Genomic DNA, 15,582 nt, shown 5'->3' on the forward strand with positions numbered 1-15,582 from the left:
ACCCAAGCCTTGGTCTCCGCCCTGCAACATGGAATCGTTCACCTGGATCGGTGAGCTCGGCGCACCCCGGCCCATGTCGATGGAGTGAGTCCGGCCAAATTGCGCGCGAGGCGGGTTGAGCGGTCTCAGGGCTGCCGGGCGGGAGGTTTCCCGGTGATGCTCTCGATCAGGCTAGCGACATAACCATTGAAGCGAGGATCGGGCAGGGGACTGCGCGGATCTAGGCCGGCCACGAAGGGGTGGAGCTCCGCCGCGCGCTCGCCGAGGGCCTCGATCGCCTGCAGGGCGGACAAGGAGACGAAGACGCCATTCTCCTGCGGAGAGGCGAGCCCGCGCAGAACCTCGAGGGCGGCGCGGCGCTGCTCCGCGGTGCCGAAGTGACCGAAGGCTTCGGCCGCGACGATGCGCACGTCCGGCGATTCGTCCGCCAGGGCCCGGCTCAGCGCGCCTTCCTCGGCGCGCACGGTGTCAGCTCCGCGCAGGCGCAGGCCGAGGATCGCCCAATAGCGCACGGCGCTGTCGGCGTGTTGGGCACGCTTCACCAGCACCGGCGTCGCGGCCGGGTCGAGGCCGGAGGCGAGCTCGGCCGTCTCGAGGATGATTTCCAGCGGGTAGCGGGCGGCATCGCGACCGAGCGCGTAGGGCGTGTCCCCGCTGGCCCGGGCATGCAGTTCGCGCTCAGGCAGAAAGCCCAGGTCGCGCGACTCCAGCAGGTGGGAGCGCAACGCCTCGCGGAGCCGCTCCAGGACCGGCCGGTGCTCGGGCCGGGCGGCGAGATTGTGCACCTCGTCGGGGTCGGTGGTGAGGTCGTAGAGTTCCTCCGGCGCCTTCGGCACCTGCCAGAAGAGCGACTGGGCCGCATTGGTTTTCCCTTGGTCGAAGTGCGCGCGCCAGATCCGGGTGGTCGGGGTCTGGAACTGATAGCCGACGTGTTGCCCCTGCGAAACCTGCGGCAGGTAGTTCCGCACATACACATAGCGGCCGTCCGTCACGCTGCGGACCAGGTCCAGCCGCTCGTCCATGCGGCCCCGCTCGCCGAAGAGCAGCGCGCGGCCCGGAGCGGCATGGGGTCCGGCAAAGGCCTGACCCTGCATCCAGGCGGGTGGCGGGGTTCCGCCCAGACTCAGGAGCGTCGGCGCCAGATCCACAAAGCTGACGAACCGCGCGGACTCACCGCCCGGGGTGTAGTCCGCGGGCGCCAGGTGGCGCCAGCGTTCGGGGAAGTAAACCACCAGCGGGACATGCAGGCCGGAGTTCGACGGCCTGCGCTTGCTCCGCGGCATGCCGCTGCCGTGGTCGCCGTAGTAGAAGATGATGGTGTCTTCCGCCAGGCCGGCCGCCTCGATCTCCCGCAGGCGCGCGCCGGCGTCGGCGTCGGCCTCGCTGACCTTGTCGTAGTATTGGGCCCAGTCCTGGCGGACCTCGGGCGTGTCCGGATGGTAGGCCGGGACGCGTACCTTCGCCGGATCCGTGACCGCCACGTGCGGACGTTTCCGGATCTGCGATTCATGGCTCTTCATGGAGTTGAAGATCGCGAAAAACGGCTGGCCCGGCGCCCGGTTTCGCCAGTGGGCGGTTTTCGACGATTCATCCCAGAGGTCGGCCGGCGCGCGGAGGTTGTAGTCCTCCTTGTCGTTGTTCGTGGTGTAATAGCCGGCCGCCCGCAGGTAGTGCGGGTAGAGATGCATCCCCGGCGGCAGGGACACCATCGAGCGCATGTGGATGCCGCCGGAACTCAACGGATAAAGGCCGGAGATGATCGCGGTGCGCGCGGGCGCGCACACCGGGGCGGTGGACCAGACGAGCCGGTAACGCATGCCCTGCGCGGCGAGAGCATCGATGTTCGGCGTGCGCGCCAGCGGGTCGCCGTAGCAGCCCATCTCGGGGCCGTGGTCCTCGCTGGTGAGCCAGACAATGTTCGGACGTTCCTGGGCCGCATGGCCGCCCAACGCGGTCAGCAGCAACACCGTGGCCAAGCGGAGTAGGTTCATGGGAATTTCGCGGGGTCGGTGCCGGCGGGTTCAGGGCTCGCGCAAGCAATGGAAGGCGAGGCAAAGGGACCGAAGGGCGGGGGTAACGCGCACCCCGCATGAGCAATCCAGTTTTGGCCGGCACGCAAGAATTCCCATACTGACCACGAGCTTCGCCCACCGCATGATTCATCTCATCGCCGGTCCTGGGGTTGTCCGAAATACACAGACTCCGACTGATTCAACCCCCAGCCCCAAGGGCTGACCTCGTCTGGTTGCCTTGGGCGGTTGGATGCGGGCGTGACGGCAGAAGCATGCGGGCGCGGCGGGTTCGGGGCTTGTGCCACGCGCCGGGCGCGGCAGGGTGACGGCTGCCATGAGAACGGTCGCGCGCTTGATCGGTTTTTTTCTGGGTCTGATCGCTGCCGGATGTTGGGCGGCGGAGAGCCGCTATGGCACGTTGCCGCCGGGCGCGCGGAGCGTGTCGGAGTTGTCCGATGTGGCCGCGGAGATTTGCCGCGATCATCTCTTTGATCCCGCCACGACGGGCGTTTCGCTGCCGGCGGGTTATCGGTGGGTCACCGTGGAGGAGTCGGCCAAGAGCGATCCCGCAGTCGCGACCTTCCTGCGGGAGCATCCGCAGGTGGCGCGTTATGCGTTGGGGAGCGTGTGCTTTCTGTCGGTCGGCCGGTTTCTCGTCGATGGGGTGAGTCCGGTGCCGGCGGGCCGCACGCCGATGGCCTTCTGGTGGGCGCGCGTCGAGGGGCCGCGTGACGGGCGCATGCGCGGGCCGCTGGAGTGGATCCAGCTGGCGAGTTGGTATTCGCGCGAGGTGCCGAACCGGGCGGCGGTGCTGGCCACGGATCCGACCGCGGAGTTTGTCGACCTGGCGGTGGACGAGACCAAGCCCGGGGTCTGGCGCCTGCACCTCGCCCTGGAAGGGGAAACCCTCGAGGCGGAGGTGAGTTGCCACGGCGAACCGGAACCGCGGCGGAGTTCGGCGGACAACTTCATGTCCGTCGCGATGGGCGGCAAGGCGGCGGGACAATTCTGGGTGATCACCTATTTCGGGCACCACCATCGGCCGGCCGCGGGCACTTGGCGTGCGACCGGCCGGGGCGTTTTCACCACGGCGTGGCAGATCCCCGGGGAGGCCGGAACCTTTGGCACGCTGTTCCAAAGCGGTTGGTCGGCGCTCTCCGGCCTCTACGCCACACCGGCCGTGTCCGGCGCCCCCTGACGGGAGAATGGGAGCGGCGAGTCTCGGGCTTGGACGGAGCGTGACGGCCGGACGCCTCGTGCGTGCAAATCAGCAAACAACGGCCCCGTCCTGCTGCTGCATTGCACGCAGCGTTCCTGGGGGCTTGAGCGAAGCGGACACAAAAAAGCCCGCGTCCAAGACGCGGGCTCGAGATGAACGAACGAGGCTGAACCGGAGGCTCAGGCGCGGCGCTGCCGGCGATGGGCAAGAATACCCACCAGACCGACAAGGCCCCAGATCAGCGCGATTGAACCGTGATCCGGCACGCCGGCGGCATCACCGTTGATGCGCACGCCCAGGTGCAAGTGGTCCCACGCATTCGCATAATTGGCCTGCCAACCGTAGTTGCCGGAGGCCTGGGAGTATTGCGCCAGGGGGTTCGGCGCAGCATCGGGCATCGTGCCAGCGATGTTGCTGTCGGGCATGAAGGAAACCCAGTAGGTGCCGGCGGCGATGCTCCAGTTGAGGCCGAAGACGCCATACCAGGAGAGCGGATCTGAACCACCCATGGCCAAGGCGGAGGAGTAGAGCACCGCGCCCGGGTTGTAGCTGTTGTCCGCATGCAGCGCAAACGTCACATTGCCGGCGGTGCCCCACTGGTTGCTGAAGTACCCCTCGACGCTGCTGATCACCGTGTCTTGGGTGACGTTGAACTCGGCGCCGAAGTATTGCCAGTTGGCGAAGCTCCACGGCGTGGAGTCGTCTGGGGTGCCGGTATCGACGATCACATCTGCTCGTGCGTGGATCGCGAGGGATCCGAGGCAAAGCAAGGATAGGACTGCGGACTTGAGGGCATTAATTTTCATAGGGTGGGTTCTATTGGGGATGAAGGACGGGTAACAGTTGCTGTGTGCAGCGTGCGGCTGGTCACCGCGCGATCGTTAATGCAATAAAAGTGCCAAAACAAAAATACTCTAAAATAGACGCCCTTTATATTAATGTGCATTGGTTTAAGGGATTGTAATCCCCCGAGACCAAGCAGTGATTCCTCTCCAAGTCGTAAACAAAAGCGACGTTTCAGAGCCAAACTGAAGACGTCGCGTTAGCGTGGCGGGAGCAGGCTTGGTCGGTGGATGATTTTCTGGGTGGCGATCACCAGCAGCTGGGCTCCGGTGCCCGCGACGCACCAGTTGCCGATAGCCTGGGGATCCAGCTTGAGCCGCCTGCTGCCGCGCCAGACCAGCCCGAGGAGGATGACGCAGACGATGAGCGCGACCGTGTATTGGCCCAGGCCCAGCCGGGCGGAGATGAATGCCTCGTCCTGTTTGGCGAAGCCGCCGAGGAGCAGGGAGAACGTCCGGCAGTAAAGCGGGAAGAACAGGAAGGGGTAGGCGTAAACCGTTCCGAATTTCTCCACGACGATCCAGGCCGCCGCGGCCATCAGGATCGAGCAGCCCGGCCCGCCCAGGCTGCTCGCCACCGCCTGCCAATCCTCGCGATAATGCCCGCTGGTGGGCCAGGCTAAGTTCAGATTCATGCTCATCGGATTGCCGAGCAGCGCGCCCACCAGCCAATGGCCGAACTCATGGAACAGGTTGTGGGCAAAGGCGGCGGCGAGCAGCACGAGGAGAAGACGTGTCGTGAGCTTGCGATCCGTCGGGGCCAGATAGAGCCGCATGATTGCCTCCGGGGCAGGGAGTCAGACGAGGATGACCGCTGGTCGGTGAAGGTGAAGAATGAACGCGTGGCTCAATCGGCCGCTGGGTCGGCAAGGGGTTGGTTGGGGCAGAAGGCCTGTCGGTCTTCAACGCGATGCCGGCCAGTCAAGATGACATCTTTAGCTCGCACCAGCGCTCCGTGCCGGCCCCGGCCGCGGATGCCAGACCCCGGCGGCGGTCGCTATGTGTTTGCCTCACGGCTGGTCGGATTCTTTCCTGCCCCGCATGACTATCCGCTTTTTCGGAAGCCTCGTGACCGGAGTTGTGCTGTCCCTTGTCCTCACGGCTCAGGAAAAACCTCAGGTCTTCCGCGGCGCCCAGATTTTTCCGATCGCCGGGGAACCCTTGGCCGACGGGGTGCTCGTGGTTTCTGCCGGCAAGATTGTCGCAGTCGGAGCAACCGGCCAGGTGTCCATTCCCGCCGACGCCGTCATTCATGATATGTCCGGCAAGGTCCTGATGCCGGGACTCGTCGACTCCCACAGTCACATCGGCGGTGCCAGCGGGGGCGACGCCTCGAGTCCGCTTCAGCCGGAGACACGCGTGCTTGATTCCATCGACGCCCGCGATGCCTCGATTCAAAAAGCGCAGGCCGGCGGGGTCACCACCGTCAACGTCATGCCTGGCTCCGGCCATCTCATCAGCGGTCAGACGCTTTATCTCAAGCTCCGCGAGGCGGGCACGGTGAACGGGCTCCTCATCGAGCTGCCCGACGGCTCCGTCGCCGGCGGCCTCAAGATGGCCAACGGCACCAACTCCATCAAGGCGAGCCCCTTTCCGGGCACGCGCGGCAAATCTGCGGCGTTGGTCCGCGCGCAATACATCAAGGCGCAGGAATACCGCACCAAGGTCCGCAATGCCAATGGTGACCCGGAAAAGGCGCCGCCGCGCGACCTCGCGCTGGAAAAACTCGTCGAGGTCCTCGACGGCCGGCGCATCGTCCATCACCACTCCCACCGGGCCGACGACATCGTCACCGTCCTGCGCATCGCCCGGGAGTTCGGCTACACTCCCGTGCTGCACCATGTGAGCGACGGCTGGGCCGTGGCGGAGGAAATCGCGGCGGCCCGGGCACCCTGCTCGGTCATCATCGTGGACTCCCCGGGCGGCAAGCTGGAGACGAAGGACCTCGACTGGCGCACACCCGCCATCCTCGAAAAGGCCGGCGTGCTCGTCGGGCTGCACACCGACGATGGGATCCTCGACTCGCGCCGGTTCCTCCGCTCGGCCGGGCTGGCCGTGCGCGCCGGCATGACCCGCCAGGGCGCGCTCGCGGCCGTCACCCTCGCCAACGCCACCATGCTCGGCCTGGACAAGCGCGTGGGCTCGCTCGAGCCCGGCAAGGATGCCGACTTCATCGTGCTCTCCGGCGATCCGCTGAGCGTCTACACGCACGTGGAGCAGACCTGGGTCGAGGGCCGGATGGTCTTCGACCGCTCCGACCCGGCCGATCATTTGCAGGCGGTTGGAGGACCGGGCGCCGGCGAGTCCCGCCGCGCCCACCTTTGCTGCTACACCAGCGCCTGGGACTTGATCCAGGCCGCCCAGGGAGGTGCCCAATGAAAATTAACGCCCGACTCCGTCTCCTCCTGCTCGCCTGCCTCCTCGCGCCGGCGCTGCGCGCGGCCGAAACCCTCGCCATCCTCGGCGACACGGTGCACACGCTCACGGGCGCGCCGCTGACAAACGGCGTCGTCCTGCTGCGCGACGGCAAGATCGAGGCGGTGGGCCCCGCCGCGACGCTGCCGGTTCCCGCGGGCTACCGCGTGGTCCGCGCGGCGGTTGTCACGCCGGGCCTCATCGATGCCCACGGCACCGTCGGCCTGTCCGGGCTGCTCAATCAGCCGCACGACCAGGACATGCTGGAGCGGTCCGCCGCCATCCAGCCCGAGTTGCGCGCCATCGACGCCTACAACGCCAAGGATCCCCTCGTCGCCTGGGTGCGATCCTTCGGCGTCACCACCGTCAACACGGGCCATGCCCCCCGCGCGCTGGTCTCCGGCCAGACCATGATCGTGAAGACCTTCGGCCGGACGACCGACGAGGATGTGATCGTCCCTGCCGCCATGACCTCCGTCACGCTCGGCGCCGACGGCCTGGCGCAGGGCGACGGTGCCGGCCCGGGCGCACCCGGCAAGTCGCCCGGCAACCGCTCGAAGGCCATTGCCATGCTGCGCGCGGAACTCATCAAGACGCAGGAATACGCGCGCAAGCTCGCGGCCAAGGATGAGACCAAGCGTCCGGACCGTGACCTCAAGTATGAAACCCTGCTGCGCGCCCTCGACGGCAGCCAGCCGCTGCTCGTGACCGCCAACCGCCACCAGGACATCCTGTCGGCCCTGCGCGTCGCCCAGGAATTCAACCTCCGCATCATCCTTGATGGCTGCGCCGACGCCCTGCTGGTGCTCCCGGAAATCAAGGCCAGCGGCTTTCCCGTCATTGTCCATCCCACGATGCAGCGCAGTTTCGGGGACATGGAAAACCTCAGCATGGAGACAGCCGCGAAGCTGCATGCCGCGGGCGTGCCGATCGCCCTGCAGAGCAGTTATGAGGCCTACGTGCCGAAAACCCGGGTTGTGCTCTTTGAGGCCGCCGAGGCCGCCGCCCAGGGGCTGGGCTTCGAGGCCGCGCTTGCGAGCATCACGCGCGGTGCCGCCCGAATCCTCGGGATAGACAGCCGCACCGGTGCGCTGGCCGCAGGCCTCGATGCCGATTTGGCCCTCTTCGACGGCGATCCTTTCGAGTACACCACCCATTGCACCGGCACCATCATCGGCGGCCGGCTCTATGCCCCCTGATCCGGCCGCCCACCGGGCCGGTCGATTTCGCGCCCGCGGGGAAGCCAAAGACTTCTTTGGCTCGGCTTACCCCAAGCCCCAGGGCCTGACCCATCCGGTTGCCCTGACCCCGTCCGGTTGCCCTTCCGGTCGCCTGAAGTCTTACGATTGGCGTTCCGGCTGGTCAGGGACTGTGTGGCGGGTAGGGTGGTTGCATGAATCGCAAGGAATTCCTCACGGGTGCGGGGGCGATGGCGGGCGTGGCGTTCCTGCCGGCGTCGCTACAGGCGGCCACCGCAGAGGAGGCGGAGGAGATTCGAGCCTTCGTGCGCGAGGTCTATCGGGTCTACTCTGTGACCATGGACCCTGTCGCCTACCGGGCCTTGCTGGCCGAGGGCTACCTGCTGCTGGAACATGGCGAAATCATGACCGTCGATCAGGACGTCGCGGCCCTGCCCAAGCCCGAGAACGATTTCAAGCGGACCGATGGCTTTGAGTTTCACCAAGTGAAGGCGGCGGGGGACATGGCTTGGGCCGTCTACACGCTCCGGTCAGACATCTATGACAGCAAGCGGGGTGCACGCCATCGCGACTACCTGGAGAGCATGGTGCTGCGTCGCTCCGGCAAGGGCTGGCAGGTGGCGCTCCTGCATTCGACGCGGATCGAACCGGCGAGGAAGTAAGCGAAAGATAGAAAACGGAGCCATGGTGGCGGACCGGACGGTTGGATGCAGGCGCAGTGGCTGAACCGGCGGTCAGGCTGCTTTAGTCAAAAATCAAGACATGACGTCTTCAGATTGGTCTTATAGGTCGACGAATGAGAAAAGGTGAAAGGTAAGGCATGACCCCTTTGGCTCTTCCCGCGAATCCTCGAAATCCGTCCTCACCCGCATCCGCCAACTCCGGGAAACCGCCATGGCCGATGCCCGTTACCGCCGGGAACGCGAGCTGAAGCAAAACGCCGGCAACCGCTTCCTGGACTCCTACCTCGCGCAAGAGCGCGAAGCGGCGACCCGGCTGGTGGAATCGCAGCCGGGCCCGGCCGTGACGTCGGGCGCGGCCTTCGACTTCCAGGGTCGCCTCAAGGGTTCCGGACAGGCGTCCCGCCGCCGCTGCGCCAGCTGCCTCGGCTCGGGCAAAGCAGGCTATGTCACCGGCAGCCGGTTTGAATCCACGGCGACCGGCCAGGAAGTCGCCGCACCGTCTTGCTCCGCCTGCAACGGCACCGGCTGGCGTTGAGCCGGGAGCTTGGTCGGAGCGCCAGCGGGAAAGCGGCTGAGTCGCACCGGAATTGCGGGGCCGCGGGCTTGTCGGCTTCGTCGAGATTCATGGCCTGACGTAGTCTGATCGGTCCCGGATCGACCCTGATTTGCCGGACTCCGACAGTTTCAACCCCAAGCCCCAAGGCCTGACCCCGTCCGGTTGCCCAAGGGTTCCGGACAGGCGTCCCGCCGCCGCTGCGCCAGCTGCCTCGGCTCGGGCAAAGCAGGCTATGTCACCGGCAGCCGGTTTGAGTCCACGGCGACCGGCCAGGAAGTCGCCGCACCGTCTTGCTCCGCCTGCAACGGCACCGGCTGGCGTTGAGCCGGGAGCTTGGTCGGAGCGCCAGCGGGAAAGCGGCTGAGTCGCACCGGAATTGCGGGGCCGCGGGCTTGTCGGCTTCGTCGAGATTCATGGCCTGACGTAGTCTGATCGGTCCCGGATCGACCCTGATTTGCCGGACTCCGACAGTTTCAACCCCAAGCCCCAGGGCCTGACCCCGTCCGGTTGCCTCCAAGCCCCAAGGCCTGACCCCGTCCGGTTGCCCCACAATTCTCGAACGTCCTCTTGATTCAGCCGCACGACCCGGCGCCGAGGTAAAGCATGACCCCGTCCGGTTGCCCTCCCGGCTTCAGGCGGACTCCCCAGGTTTTATCTCCGGTCCACTGTCCGTCAAATCAGGGCAACCCTAGCACGCTCACTTCCGGCCACCCTGACGTCCTCCGATTGGCTACGGGCTTTGCGGTTTGGGCGGGCGGCGGACAGCGGTGGAGAGCTTGGCGATCAAGTCGGGGAGGCGGGCTTTGTAGGCGGCAAGATCCCAGGTGAGATCCCAGCGCTTCAGGTAATCGGCCATGGGTGGCAGGCCCACGGCGGCGCGACGTTCGTCCACGTGGTCGGGATCGATCATCGCTTGGACATAGAGGGCACCGCCGCCGTCGGAGCGCAGCTGGCTGCCGTAGATCTGCGGGCGGCCCTCGTGCAGTTCGATGCGGTCTTCGAGCAGAGCGAGCGAGGAACCGCGGGCCTTGCCGGCTTTCACGGCCTCGCGCATGGCGGGCAGGTATTTCTTTTGGGTCGGCAGGTTGCTGTGCTGGATGACGAGGAAGAAAGCGCCGCTGGCGTCGGGACCGACATCGTCGGGACCGAGCCAGCCGTGCTGGGCGAGGATGGCTTCGAGTTTCGGAAGATTGGCGGCGTCTGCCTCCTGCATGTTCCGGGTCAGCGTGCGCATCTCGGCATCGGGGACCGGATGGATGCGGGCGAGTTCGTTGTAAGCCTCGCGGTATTTCTGGTCCGACTCCACGATCGCCAGCAGTTCGGTGCGGACGGCGGCGAACTCCGGGCGGCCTACAGTGCGGTCGGCTGGTGATTGTTCAGCAGCCGCGCCTGTAGCCAGCAACAGGAGGACTAGAATGACGCGCATAAACCCGGTGGCCCGTGAGGGGAGGAAGACCGGAATCGGGCGCGCAGGCAATCCTGCGTTGGCGGGCCGGGCGGTTGGATGCAGGCGCGGTGGCTGAACCGGCGGTCGGCTGGTTCAGTTATGAGTCAAGACTTAGGGTCGGCCTGATTTGACGGACACCGACGGTATCAACCCCAAGCCCCAAGGCCTGACCCCGTCCGGTTGCCCTGCCCACTGTCCGTCAAATCAGGGCAACCCTAGCCTGACCCCGTCCGGTTGCCCTAACATGACGTCTTCAGTTCGGCCCCAGTTGATCAAAGACTGCTGCCGTGGCATCGCTTGAATTTTATGCCGCTACCGCAAGGGCATGGATCATTGCGCGGTATTTTGCCAAACCTTTCAATAATCCGCTTGCGCTCTAGCTCCGCCGAATGCGCAGCGATCTTGTTGTCGACCTTATCGGCTAGTTGCTGATCCAGAAAAACGGAAGGATGCCAATCATCTAGGAACGAATTGAGTAAGAAGCTCGCCGTTTTTGAGAGTAGGCTGCCTCCGAGCGAATCACTGATCTTCAAGGCGCTTGGCACAATCCAACGCACTGCTTTCTCTGAGAATCCCGCTTTGATTCTCGGTTCGAGAAGCTTCTTTTGCACAATATCTTTGTCGTAGTGAGAGCTCGCGATCCACTGTCGAAACATAATCCCATCAAGGCCGTCGCGGATCTCCAATACGTCTCGCATGGTTATAATCTTGGAGAGATACAGAGTTCCAAGATCTGGGATGCTCTTGCCGAGCAAGATATCCTGAAACACTTCAATCGAACTCAGTGTGCCTTGAGACGAAAGGGAGGGCGGAATCTTTGTTTTGAGAACGGAACGGCAACCGGCTTCGATATTAACTGCGGCCGCTTTTAATCGGCGCGTCAAAATGAGATGAGAGTTTACTTCGAGGACGCGTAGAACCTTGAAGACATCTTCGGGAAGAATAGAACTGGTGTTCAGTGACTTCAGTCCTAGGAGGCTACGCACGTTTCCGTTGTTCAGGTCATACTCAAATTCCGCGTGCACCAGTTTGCCAAGTTCTTCGAGATTTGAGACATCAATGGTGTGTCGCTCTAGTTCGGTTTGAATCAACTTCAGTCTGAAATGATCGGTGCCGAGAATTTGCGGCAACCTTTGTTCGAAACGGCCGGGCATCCTTTCGGTGGGAGGAACCTTATTGCGAGGAACGTCTGCCATCGTAGTGACCTCATATGCTTTAAAGTTCTTCCTAAGGGCGGGGGTGAAGCCGCCATCATCTGCGATCTCAAGCATTCCAGTTTCAAATAGGAGGAGACAATCATCTGCCCCGATAATCTTAAGAAGCTCCAAGAAGCTAAGTTGGGTTACGATTATCGAATCGTGTAATATAAGCGCAGACAACAGATCCCGAATCACGCGTTGTCGGTATTCGTATGCGTCCTCCGAGACATGGATGCCTTTCACTATCTCAACATCAGAGAGACTGTCTTGGGACCTCGCAGCGATTCGCTGATGAGGATGCAGGAAATTGGCTAGATATACTTTCTGCTTCATTGATTCGGCTTCTTCCTGAAAATCCAACTCAAAGAGTGCGGGATAATGGCATAGTGGAGCAATTGAAAGGCCGCGGTGACTTTCGTCGACCGCGGCCCGGAAGTTTAGGAAGTGTGGTTGGGATGCATTATCCGCCTTCGCATAATGCTACGGCGCGATGACGCTTTCGCGTCACTGGCAGGCTTCGCATTCCTCGCCGTTCTTCATGGCTTCGATCGAGCACACGCGCTTCTCCTCAGCGGTATAGGTCTTCTTCGGCGCGGGTGAGGAAGCGGTCGGTGCGGAGACCGACCCTCCAGGGGCGACGGTGGCCGAGGCACTGGCGACGGCGAAGGGGGCGGCGGTGGCGGTCGCGGCCCGTTCGACGTTGCTCAGGGCGGTCGCCGCGGCGGTGTCGCGGGCGGCGGTGTCGGCCTTGGATTCGCCGGCGATGCCGCGGACTTCCTTCTTCACCGTGACCGTGGCTTTCTCGATGTTCGAGGCGCCGAGGGTGCGGAGGTAGTAGGTCGTCTTGAGGCCGCCGTGCCAGGCGGAGCGATACATGTGCGAGAGGGTCTTCAGGTCGGGCGTCTTGAGCCAGAGGTTCACCGACTGCGCCTGATCAATCCACTTCTGGCGGCGGGCGGCGGCGTCGATCACCCACTTGAACTCGACGTCGAAGGCGGTGAGGTAGCGGGCCTTGAGGTCGGCGGGGATGGCCTCGATGTCCTTCAGCTCGCCGTCGAAATACTTGAGGGCGTCGATCATCTCCTGGTTCCAGAGGCCGCGGGCCTTGAGGTCCTTCACGAGGAAGGGATTCAGCACCACGAACTCGCCCGAGAGGTTCGATTTCACATACAGGTTCTTGTAGGTGGGCTCGATGCAGGGGGAGGTGTTGGTGATGTTGGAGATCGTGGCCGTGGGGGCGATGGCGAGAACGTTGGAGTTTCTCATGCCCTGCTTGGCGATCTTCTTGCGGAGGGGCTCCCAGTTCATGCGGCCGCCGCGGGGGACCTGGATGGGCAGGCCACGCTCCTGCTCGAGGAGGTCCACGGTGTCGGGGGGCAGGAGGCCGCGGTCCCACTTCGAGCCCTTGTAGGTCGAGTAGGTGCCGCGCTCGGCGGCGAGGTCGGAGGAGGCCTCGTAGGCGTAGAAGGCGATGGCCTCCATGAACTCGTCGTTGAACTCGACGGCCTCGGGCGAGGCGAAGGCGAGGCCCTTCAGGTAGAGGGCGTTGGCGAGGCCCATGACGCCCATGCCGATGGGGCGGTGGCGCAGGTTGGAGCGCTTGGCGGCCTCGGTGGGATAGTAATTGATGTCGATGACGTTATCGAGGGCGCGGATGGCGACACGGATGGTCTCGCGCAGCTTCTCGAGGTCGAGGTGGCCGTCGGGCTTGAGGTGGCTGTCGAGGATGACGGAGCCGAGGTTGCAGACGGCGGTCTCGTCGTTGGAGGTGTTGAGCGTGATCTCCGTGCAGAGGTTGGAGGAGTGGATGACGCCGACGTGGTCCTGCGGGGAGCGGACGTTGCAGGGATCCTTGAAGGTGATCCAGGGGTGGCCGGTCTCGAAGAGCATCGAGAGCATCTTCTTCCAGAGCTCGAGGGCCTCGATCTTGTGGCCCTGGATCTTGCCCTCCTCGGCGAGCTTCTCGTAGCGGAGGTAGGCCTCCTCGAACTTGCGGCCGTAGAGGTGGTGGAGGTCGGCGGTCTCGTTGGCGCGGAAGAGGGTCCAGTGGCCGCGCTGCTCCATGCGCTTCATGAACAGGTCGGGGATCCAGTTGGCCGTGTTCATGTCGTGGGTGCGGCGGCGGTCGTCACCCGTGTTGCGGCGGAGCTCGAGGAACTCGAAGATGTCGTTGTGCCAGGACTCGAGGTAGGCGCAGCCGGAGCCCTTGCGCTTGCCGCCCTGGTTGACGGCGACGAGCTGGTCGTTGTGGAGCTTGAGGAAGGGGATGACGCCCTGGGACTCGCCGTTGGTGCCGGCGATGTGCGCGCCGGTGCCGCGGACGGAGGTCCAGGAGCCGCCGAGGCCGCCGGCCCACTTGGAGAGGTAGGCGTTGTCGGCGATGCCGCGCTGGAAGATGCCCTCGATGGTGTCGTCCACGTAGTAGAGGTAGCAGGACGAGAGCTGGCTGTGGAGGGTGCCGGCGTTGAAGAGGGTCGGGGTGGAGCTGCAGAAGCGGCGGCTCTTGTAGAGGTCGTAGAGGCGGATGGCCCAGTCCTCGCGGGACTTCTTCTTCTCATCGAGGAAGAGGCCCATGGCGACGCGCATCCAGAAGAACTGGGGCGTCTCGATGCGGCGGGAGCGCTTGCCGGTCTTGTCGATGATCAGGTAGCGGTCGTAGAGGGTCTGGATGCCGAGGAAGTCGAACTCGAGGTCGGCGGACGGGTCGAGGGCGGCGGCGATCTTGGGAAGGTCGTATTCCTTGAGGCGCGGGGAGAGGCGCTTGATGTTCACGCCGTGCTCGATGTATTTGGCGAAGGCCTGCTGGTGGAAACGCTTCAGCGCGCCGATGCCGTCGCGGACGATGTCCCAGCCGAGGACCTCCTCGTAGATGTAGGTGAGCTGGATGCGGCCGGCGAACTTGGCGAAGTCGGCGTCCTTCTCGATCAGGGTCTTGGCGTTGAGGACGATCGTGTTGTTGAGGTCGCCGAGGGCGATGTTGTCGAAGAGGGCGCGGCGAAGCTCGGTCTCGATCTCGTCGGAGGAGAGGCAGAGGTCGAGGCCGATGGAGGCGAACTCGATGCGCTTCTTGAGGTCCTCGCCGTTCCAGAAGAAGGTGGAGCCGTCTGGCTTGGTGACGACGACCATGGTGTTCTGCTGGGCGGGAGCGGCGGGCGCGAAGGTCTCGTCGGCGTTGCCGGAGGCGATGCGGGCGGCGGCGCGGTGGGCGCGGTAGAGGATGTAGTCCTCGGCGACCTTGTAGTGGCCGGACTTCATGAGTTCCTCCTGGACCATGTCCTGGACCTCCTCGATGTGGAGGAAGGCCTGCTTCACCTGGCGGGCGCGCTCGCTGATGGCGCGGGCGATGGCGGTGGCGGGGGCGGGATCCTTCTGGAGGGAGAGGAAGGCCTTGCGGATGGCGATCTCGATCTTGGCCTCGTTCCAGGGCACGACCTGGTTGTTGCGGCGGATGAGGCGGACGGTGACGCCGTGGGTGTCGCGGGAGGCGTTGAGCTTGGAGGCGCGCTTGAGGAGGAGGCTCTTGGCGACGTCGTGGGCGTTGTTGTCGACGAGGGTCTTTTCGATGAGCACGTAGAGGTCGTGGAGGGAGACGCGGAGGGGCCCGCGCTCGAGGGCTTTCTTGGTGAGGTTGGAGGCGACTTCGCGGGTCACGCCGGCGACGAAGCGCTGGTTCTTGTCGGAGAAGATGTCCTTCTCGCCCTTGGCGAGGAGGAGGTTGGCGAGGGAGCGGCCGACGGTGTCGGCGACCTCGCTGAGGTCGAAGCGTTCCTCGCCGTGCGGGCAAAGGACCTGGACCTCGGGGACGGAGACGTCCTCATCGCGGAGGATGTCGCGCCAGTTGTAATTCGGTTTCTGATCCTGGGGGGTGACGGTGAGCTTCTTGAGGGCGAGGTCTTGGGTGACTTGGTTGCTCATGGCAGGATGGGGAGGGTGCGGGGAAAAGGGACGGGAGAAGGAAGGAGGGAGAAGGGAGGAAGGAAGGACGGAAAGACGGAGGAGGCGGGGTGCGG

Annotated in this window: 11 protein-coding genes; 5 read left to right on the forward strand and 6 right to left on the reverse strand. The window is 64.5% G+C overall.

Annotated features, from left to right (window positions below):
- Positions 1-125 precede the first annotated feature (125 nt).
- Positions 126-1,991, reverse strand: coding sequence for a sulfatase-like hydrolase/transferase (locus ESB00_RS05485; RefSeq protein ID WP_129046716.1), 1,866 nt, complete (start codon positions 1,989-1,991; stop codon positions 126-128).
- Positions 1,992-2,346: 355 nt separating this feature from the next.
- Between ESB00_RS05485 and ESB00_RS05490 the strand changes: the two genes are divergently transcribed.
- Positions 2,347-3,210: a hypothetical protein gene (locus ESB00_RS05490; RefSeq protein ID WP_129046717.1), complete on the forward strand. Its 864-nt coding sequence runs from the start codon at positions 2,347-2,349 to the stop codon at positions 3,208-3,210.
- A gap of 200 nt (positions 3,211-3,410) precedes the next feature.
- Here the strand turns inward: ESB00_RS05490 and ESB00_RS05495 are convergent, their stop codons facing one another.
- Both ESB00_RS05495 and ESB00_RS05500 read right to left on the reverse strand, forming a co-directional pair.
- Positions 3,411-4,037: a hypothetical protein gene (locus ESB00_RS05495; protein WP_129046718.1), complete on the reverse strand. Its 627-nt coding sequence runs from the start codon at positions 4,035-4,037 to the stop codon at positions 3,411-3,413.
- Between the two features lie 236 nt (positions 4,038-4,273).
- Positions 4,274-4,849: a hypothetical protein gene (locus tag ESB00_RS05500; RefSeq protein ID WP_129046719.1), complete on the reverse strand. Its 576-nt coding sequence runs from the start codon at positions 4,847-4,849 to the stop codon at positions 4,274-4,276.
- Positions 4,850-5,114: 265 nt separating this feature from the next.
- On the opposite strand from ESB00_RS05500, the gene ESB00_RS05505 reads away from it, so the two are divergent.
- The 4 genes from ESB00_RS05505 to ESB00_RS05520 all read left to right on the forward strand — a co-directional run bounded on the left by ESB00_RS05505 (position 5,115) and on the right by ESB00_RS05520 (position 8,905).
- Positions 5,115-6,452, forward strand: a complete 1,338-nt coding sequence (locus ESB00_RS05505; RefSeq protein WP_129046720.1) for an amidohydrolase family protein — start codon at positions 5,115-5,117, stop codon at positions 6,450-6,452.
- Entirely contained in the window at positions 6,449-7,687 is a 1,239-nt protein-coding gene (locus ESB00_RS05510) for an amidohydrolase family protein (protein WP_129046721.1), read from the forward strand. The genes ESB00_RS05505 and ESB00_RS05510 overlap by 4 nt, the downstream gene beginning before the upstream one ends.
- Positions 7,688-7,881: 194 nt before the next feature.
- On the forward strand, positions 7,882-8,349 hold the full coding sequence (locus ESB00_RS05515) for a DUF4440 domain-containing protein (RefSeq protein ID WP_129046722.1): 468 nt from the start codon (positions 7,882-7,884) through the stop codon (positions 8,347-8,349).
- 232 nt (positions 8,350-8,581) lie between these two features.
- Positions 8,582-8,905, forward strand: coding sequence for a hypothetical protein (locus ESB00_RS05520; protein ID WP_129046723.1), 324 nt, complete (start codon positions 8,582-8,584; stop codon positions 8,903-8,905).
- Between the two features lie 751 nt (positions 8,906-9,656).
- Here the strand turns inward: ESB00_RS05520 and ESB00_RS05525 are convergent.
- The 3 genes from ESB00_RS05525 to ESB00_RS05535 all read right to left on the reverse strand — a co-directional run bounded on the left by ESB00_RS05525 (position 9,657) and on the right by ESB00_RS05535 (position 15,487).
- On the reverse strand, positions 9,657-10,352 hold the full coding sequence (locus ESB00_RS05525; RefSeq protein ID WP_129046724.1) for a DUF6624 domain-containing protein: 696 nt from the start codon (positions 10,350-10,352) through the stop codon (positions 9,657-9,659).
- Positions 10,353-10,645: 293 nt separating this feature from the next.
- Positions 10,646-11,644, reverse strand: a complete 999-nt coding sequence (locus tag ESB00_RS05530; RefSeq protein ID WP_218938686.1) for a YecA family protein — start codon at positions 11,642-11,644, stop codon at positions 10,646-10,648.
- A gap of 432 nt (positions 11,645-12,076) precedes the next feature.
- Complete coding sequence (locus ESB00_RS05535; protein ID WP_129046726.1) at positions 12,077-15,487, reverse strand: ribonucleoside-diphosphate reductase subunit alpha; 3,411 nt, start codon at positions 15,485-15,487, stop codon at positions 12,077-12,079.
- Between the last annotated feature and the right edge of the window lie 95 nt (positions 15,488-15,582).

The sequence above is a fragment of the Oleiharenicola lentus genome (genome assembly GCF_004118375.1).
Taxonomy (GTDB): Bacteria; Verrucomicrobiota; Verrucomicrobiia; order Opitutales; family Opitutaceae; genus Lacunisphaera; species Lacunisphaera lenta.

What these genes read in the sequence shown, in the direction of transcription:
- ESB00_RS05485 (WP_129046716.1), bottom strand. Translation starts at nt 1,991, where the DNA reads ATGAACCTACTCCGCTTGGCCACGGTGTTGCTGCTGACCGCGTTGGGC.
- ESB00_RS05490 (WP_129046717.1), top strand. Translation starts at nt 2,347, where the DNA reads ATGAGAACGGTCGCGCGCTTGATCGGTTTTTTTCTGGGTCTGATCGCT.
- ESB00_RS05495 (WP_129046718.1), bottom strand. Translation starts at nt 4,037, where the DNA reads ATGAAAATTAATGCCCTCAAGTCCGCAGTCCTATCCTTGCTTTGCCTC.
- ESB00_RS05500 (WP_129046719.1), bottom strand. Translation starts at nt 4,849, where the DNA reads ATGCGGCTCTATCTGGCCCCGACGGATCGCAAGCTCACGACACGTCTT.
- ESB00_RS05505 (WP_129046720.1), top strand. Translation starts at nt 5,115, where the DNA reads ATGACTATCCGCTTTTTCGGAAGCCTCGTGACCGGAGTTGTGCTGTCC.
- ESB00_RS05510 (WP_129046721.1), top strand. Translation starts at nt 6,449, where the DNA reads ATGAAAATTAACGCCCGACTCCGTCTCCTCCTGCTCGCCTGCCTCCTC.
- ESB00_RS05515 (WP_129046722.1), top strand. Translation starts at nt 7,882, where the DNA reads ATGAATCGCAAGGAATTCCTCACGGGTGCGGGGGCGATGGCGGGCGTG.
- ESB00_RS05520 (WP_129046723.1), top strand. Translation starts at nt 8,582, where the DNA reads ATGGCCGATGCCCGTTACCGCCGGGAACGCGAGCTGAAGCAAAACGCC.
- ESB00_RS05525 (WP_129046724.1), bottom strand. Translation starts at nt 10,352, where the DNA reads ATGCGCGTCATTCTAGTCCTCCTGTTGCTGGCTACAGGCGCGGCTGCT.
- ESB00_RS05530 (WP_218938686.1), bottom strand. Translation starts at nt 11,644, where the DNA reads ATGCTTGAGATCGCAGATGATGGCGGCTTCACCCCCGCCCTTAGGAAG.
- ESB00_RS05535 (WP_129046726.1), bottom strand. Translation starts at nt 15,487, where the DNA reads ATGAGCAACCAAGTCACCCAAGACCTCGCCCTCAAGAAGCTCACCGTC.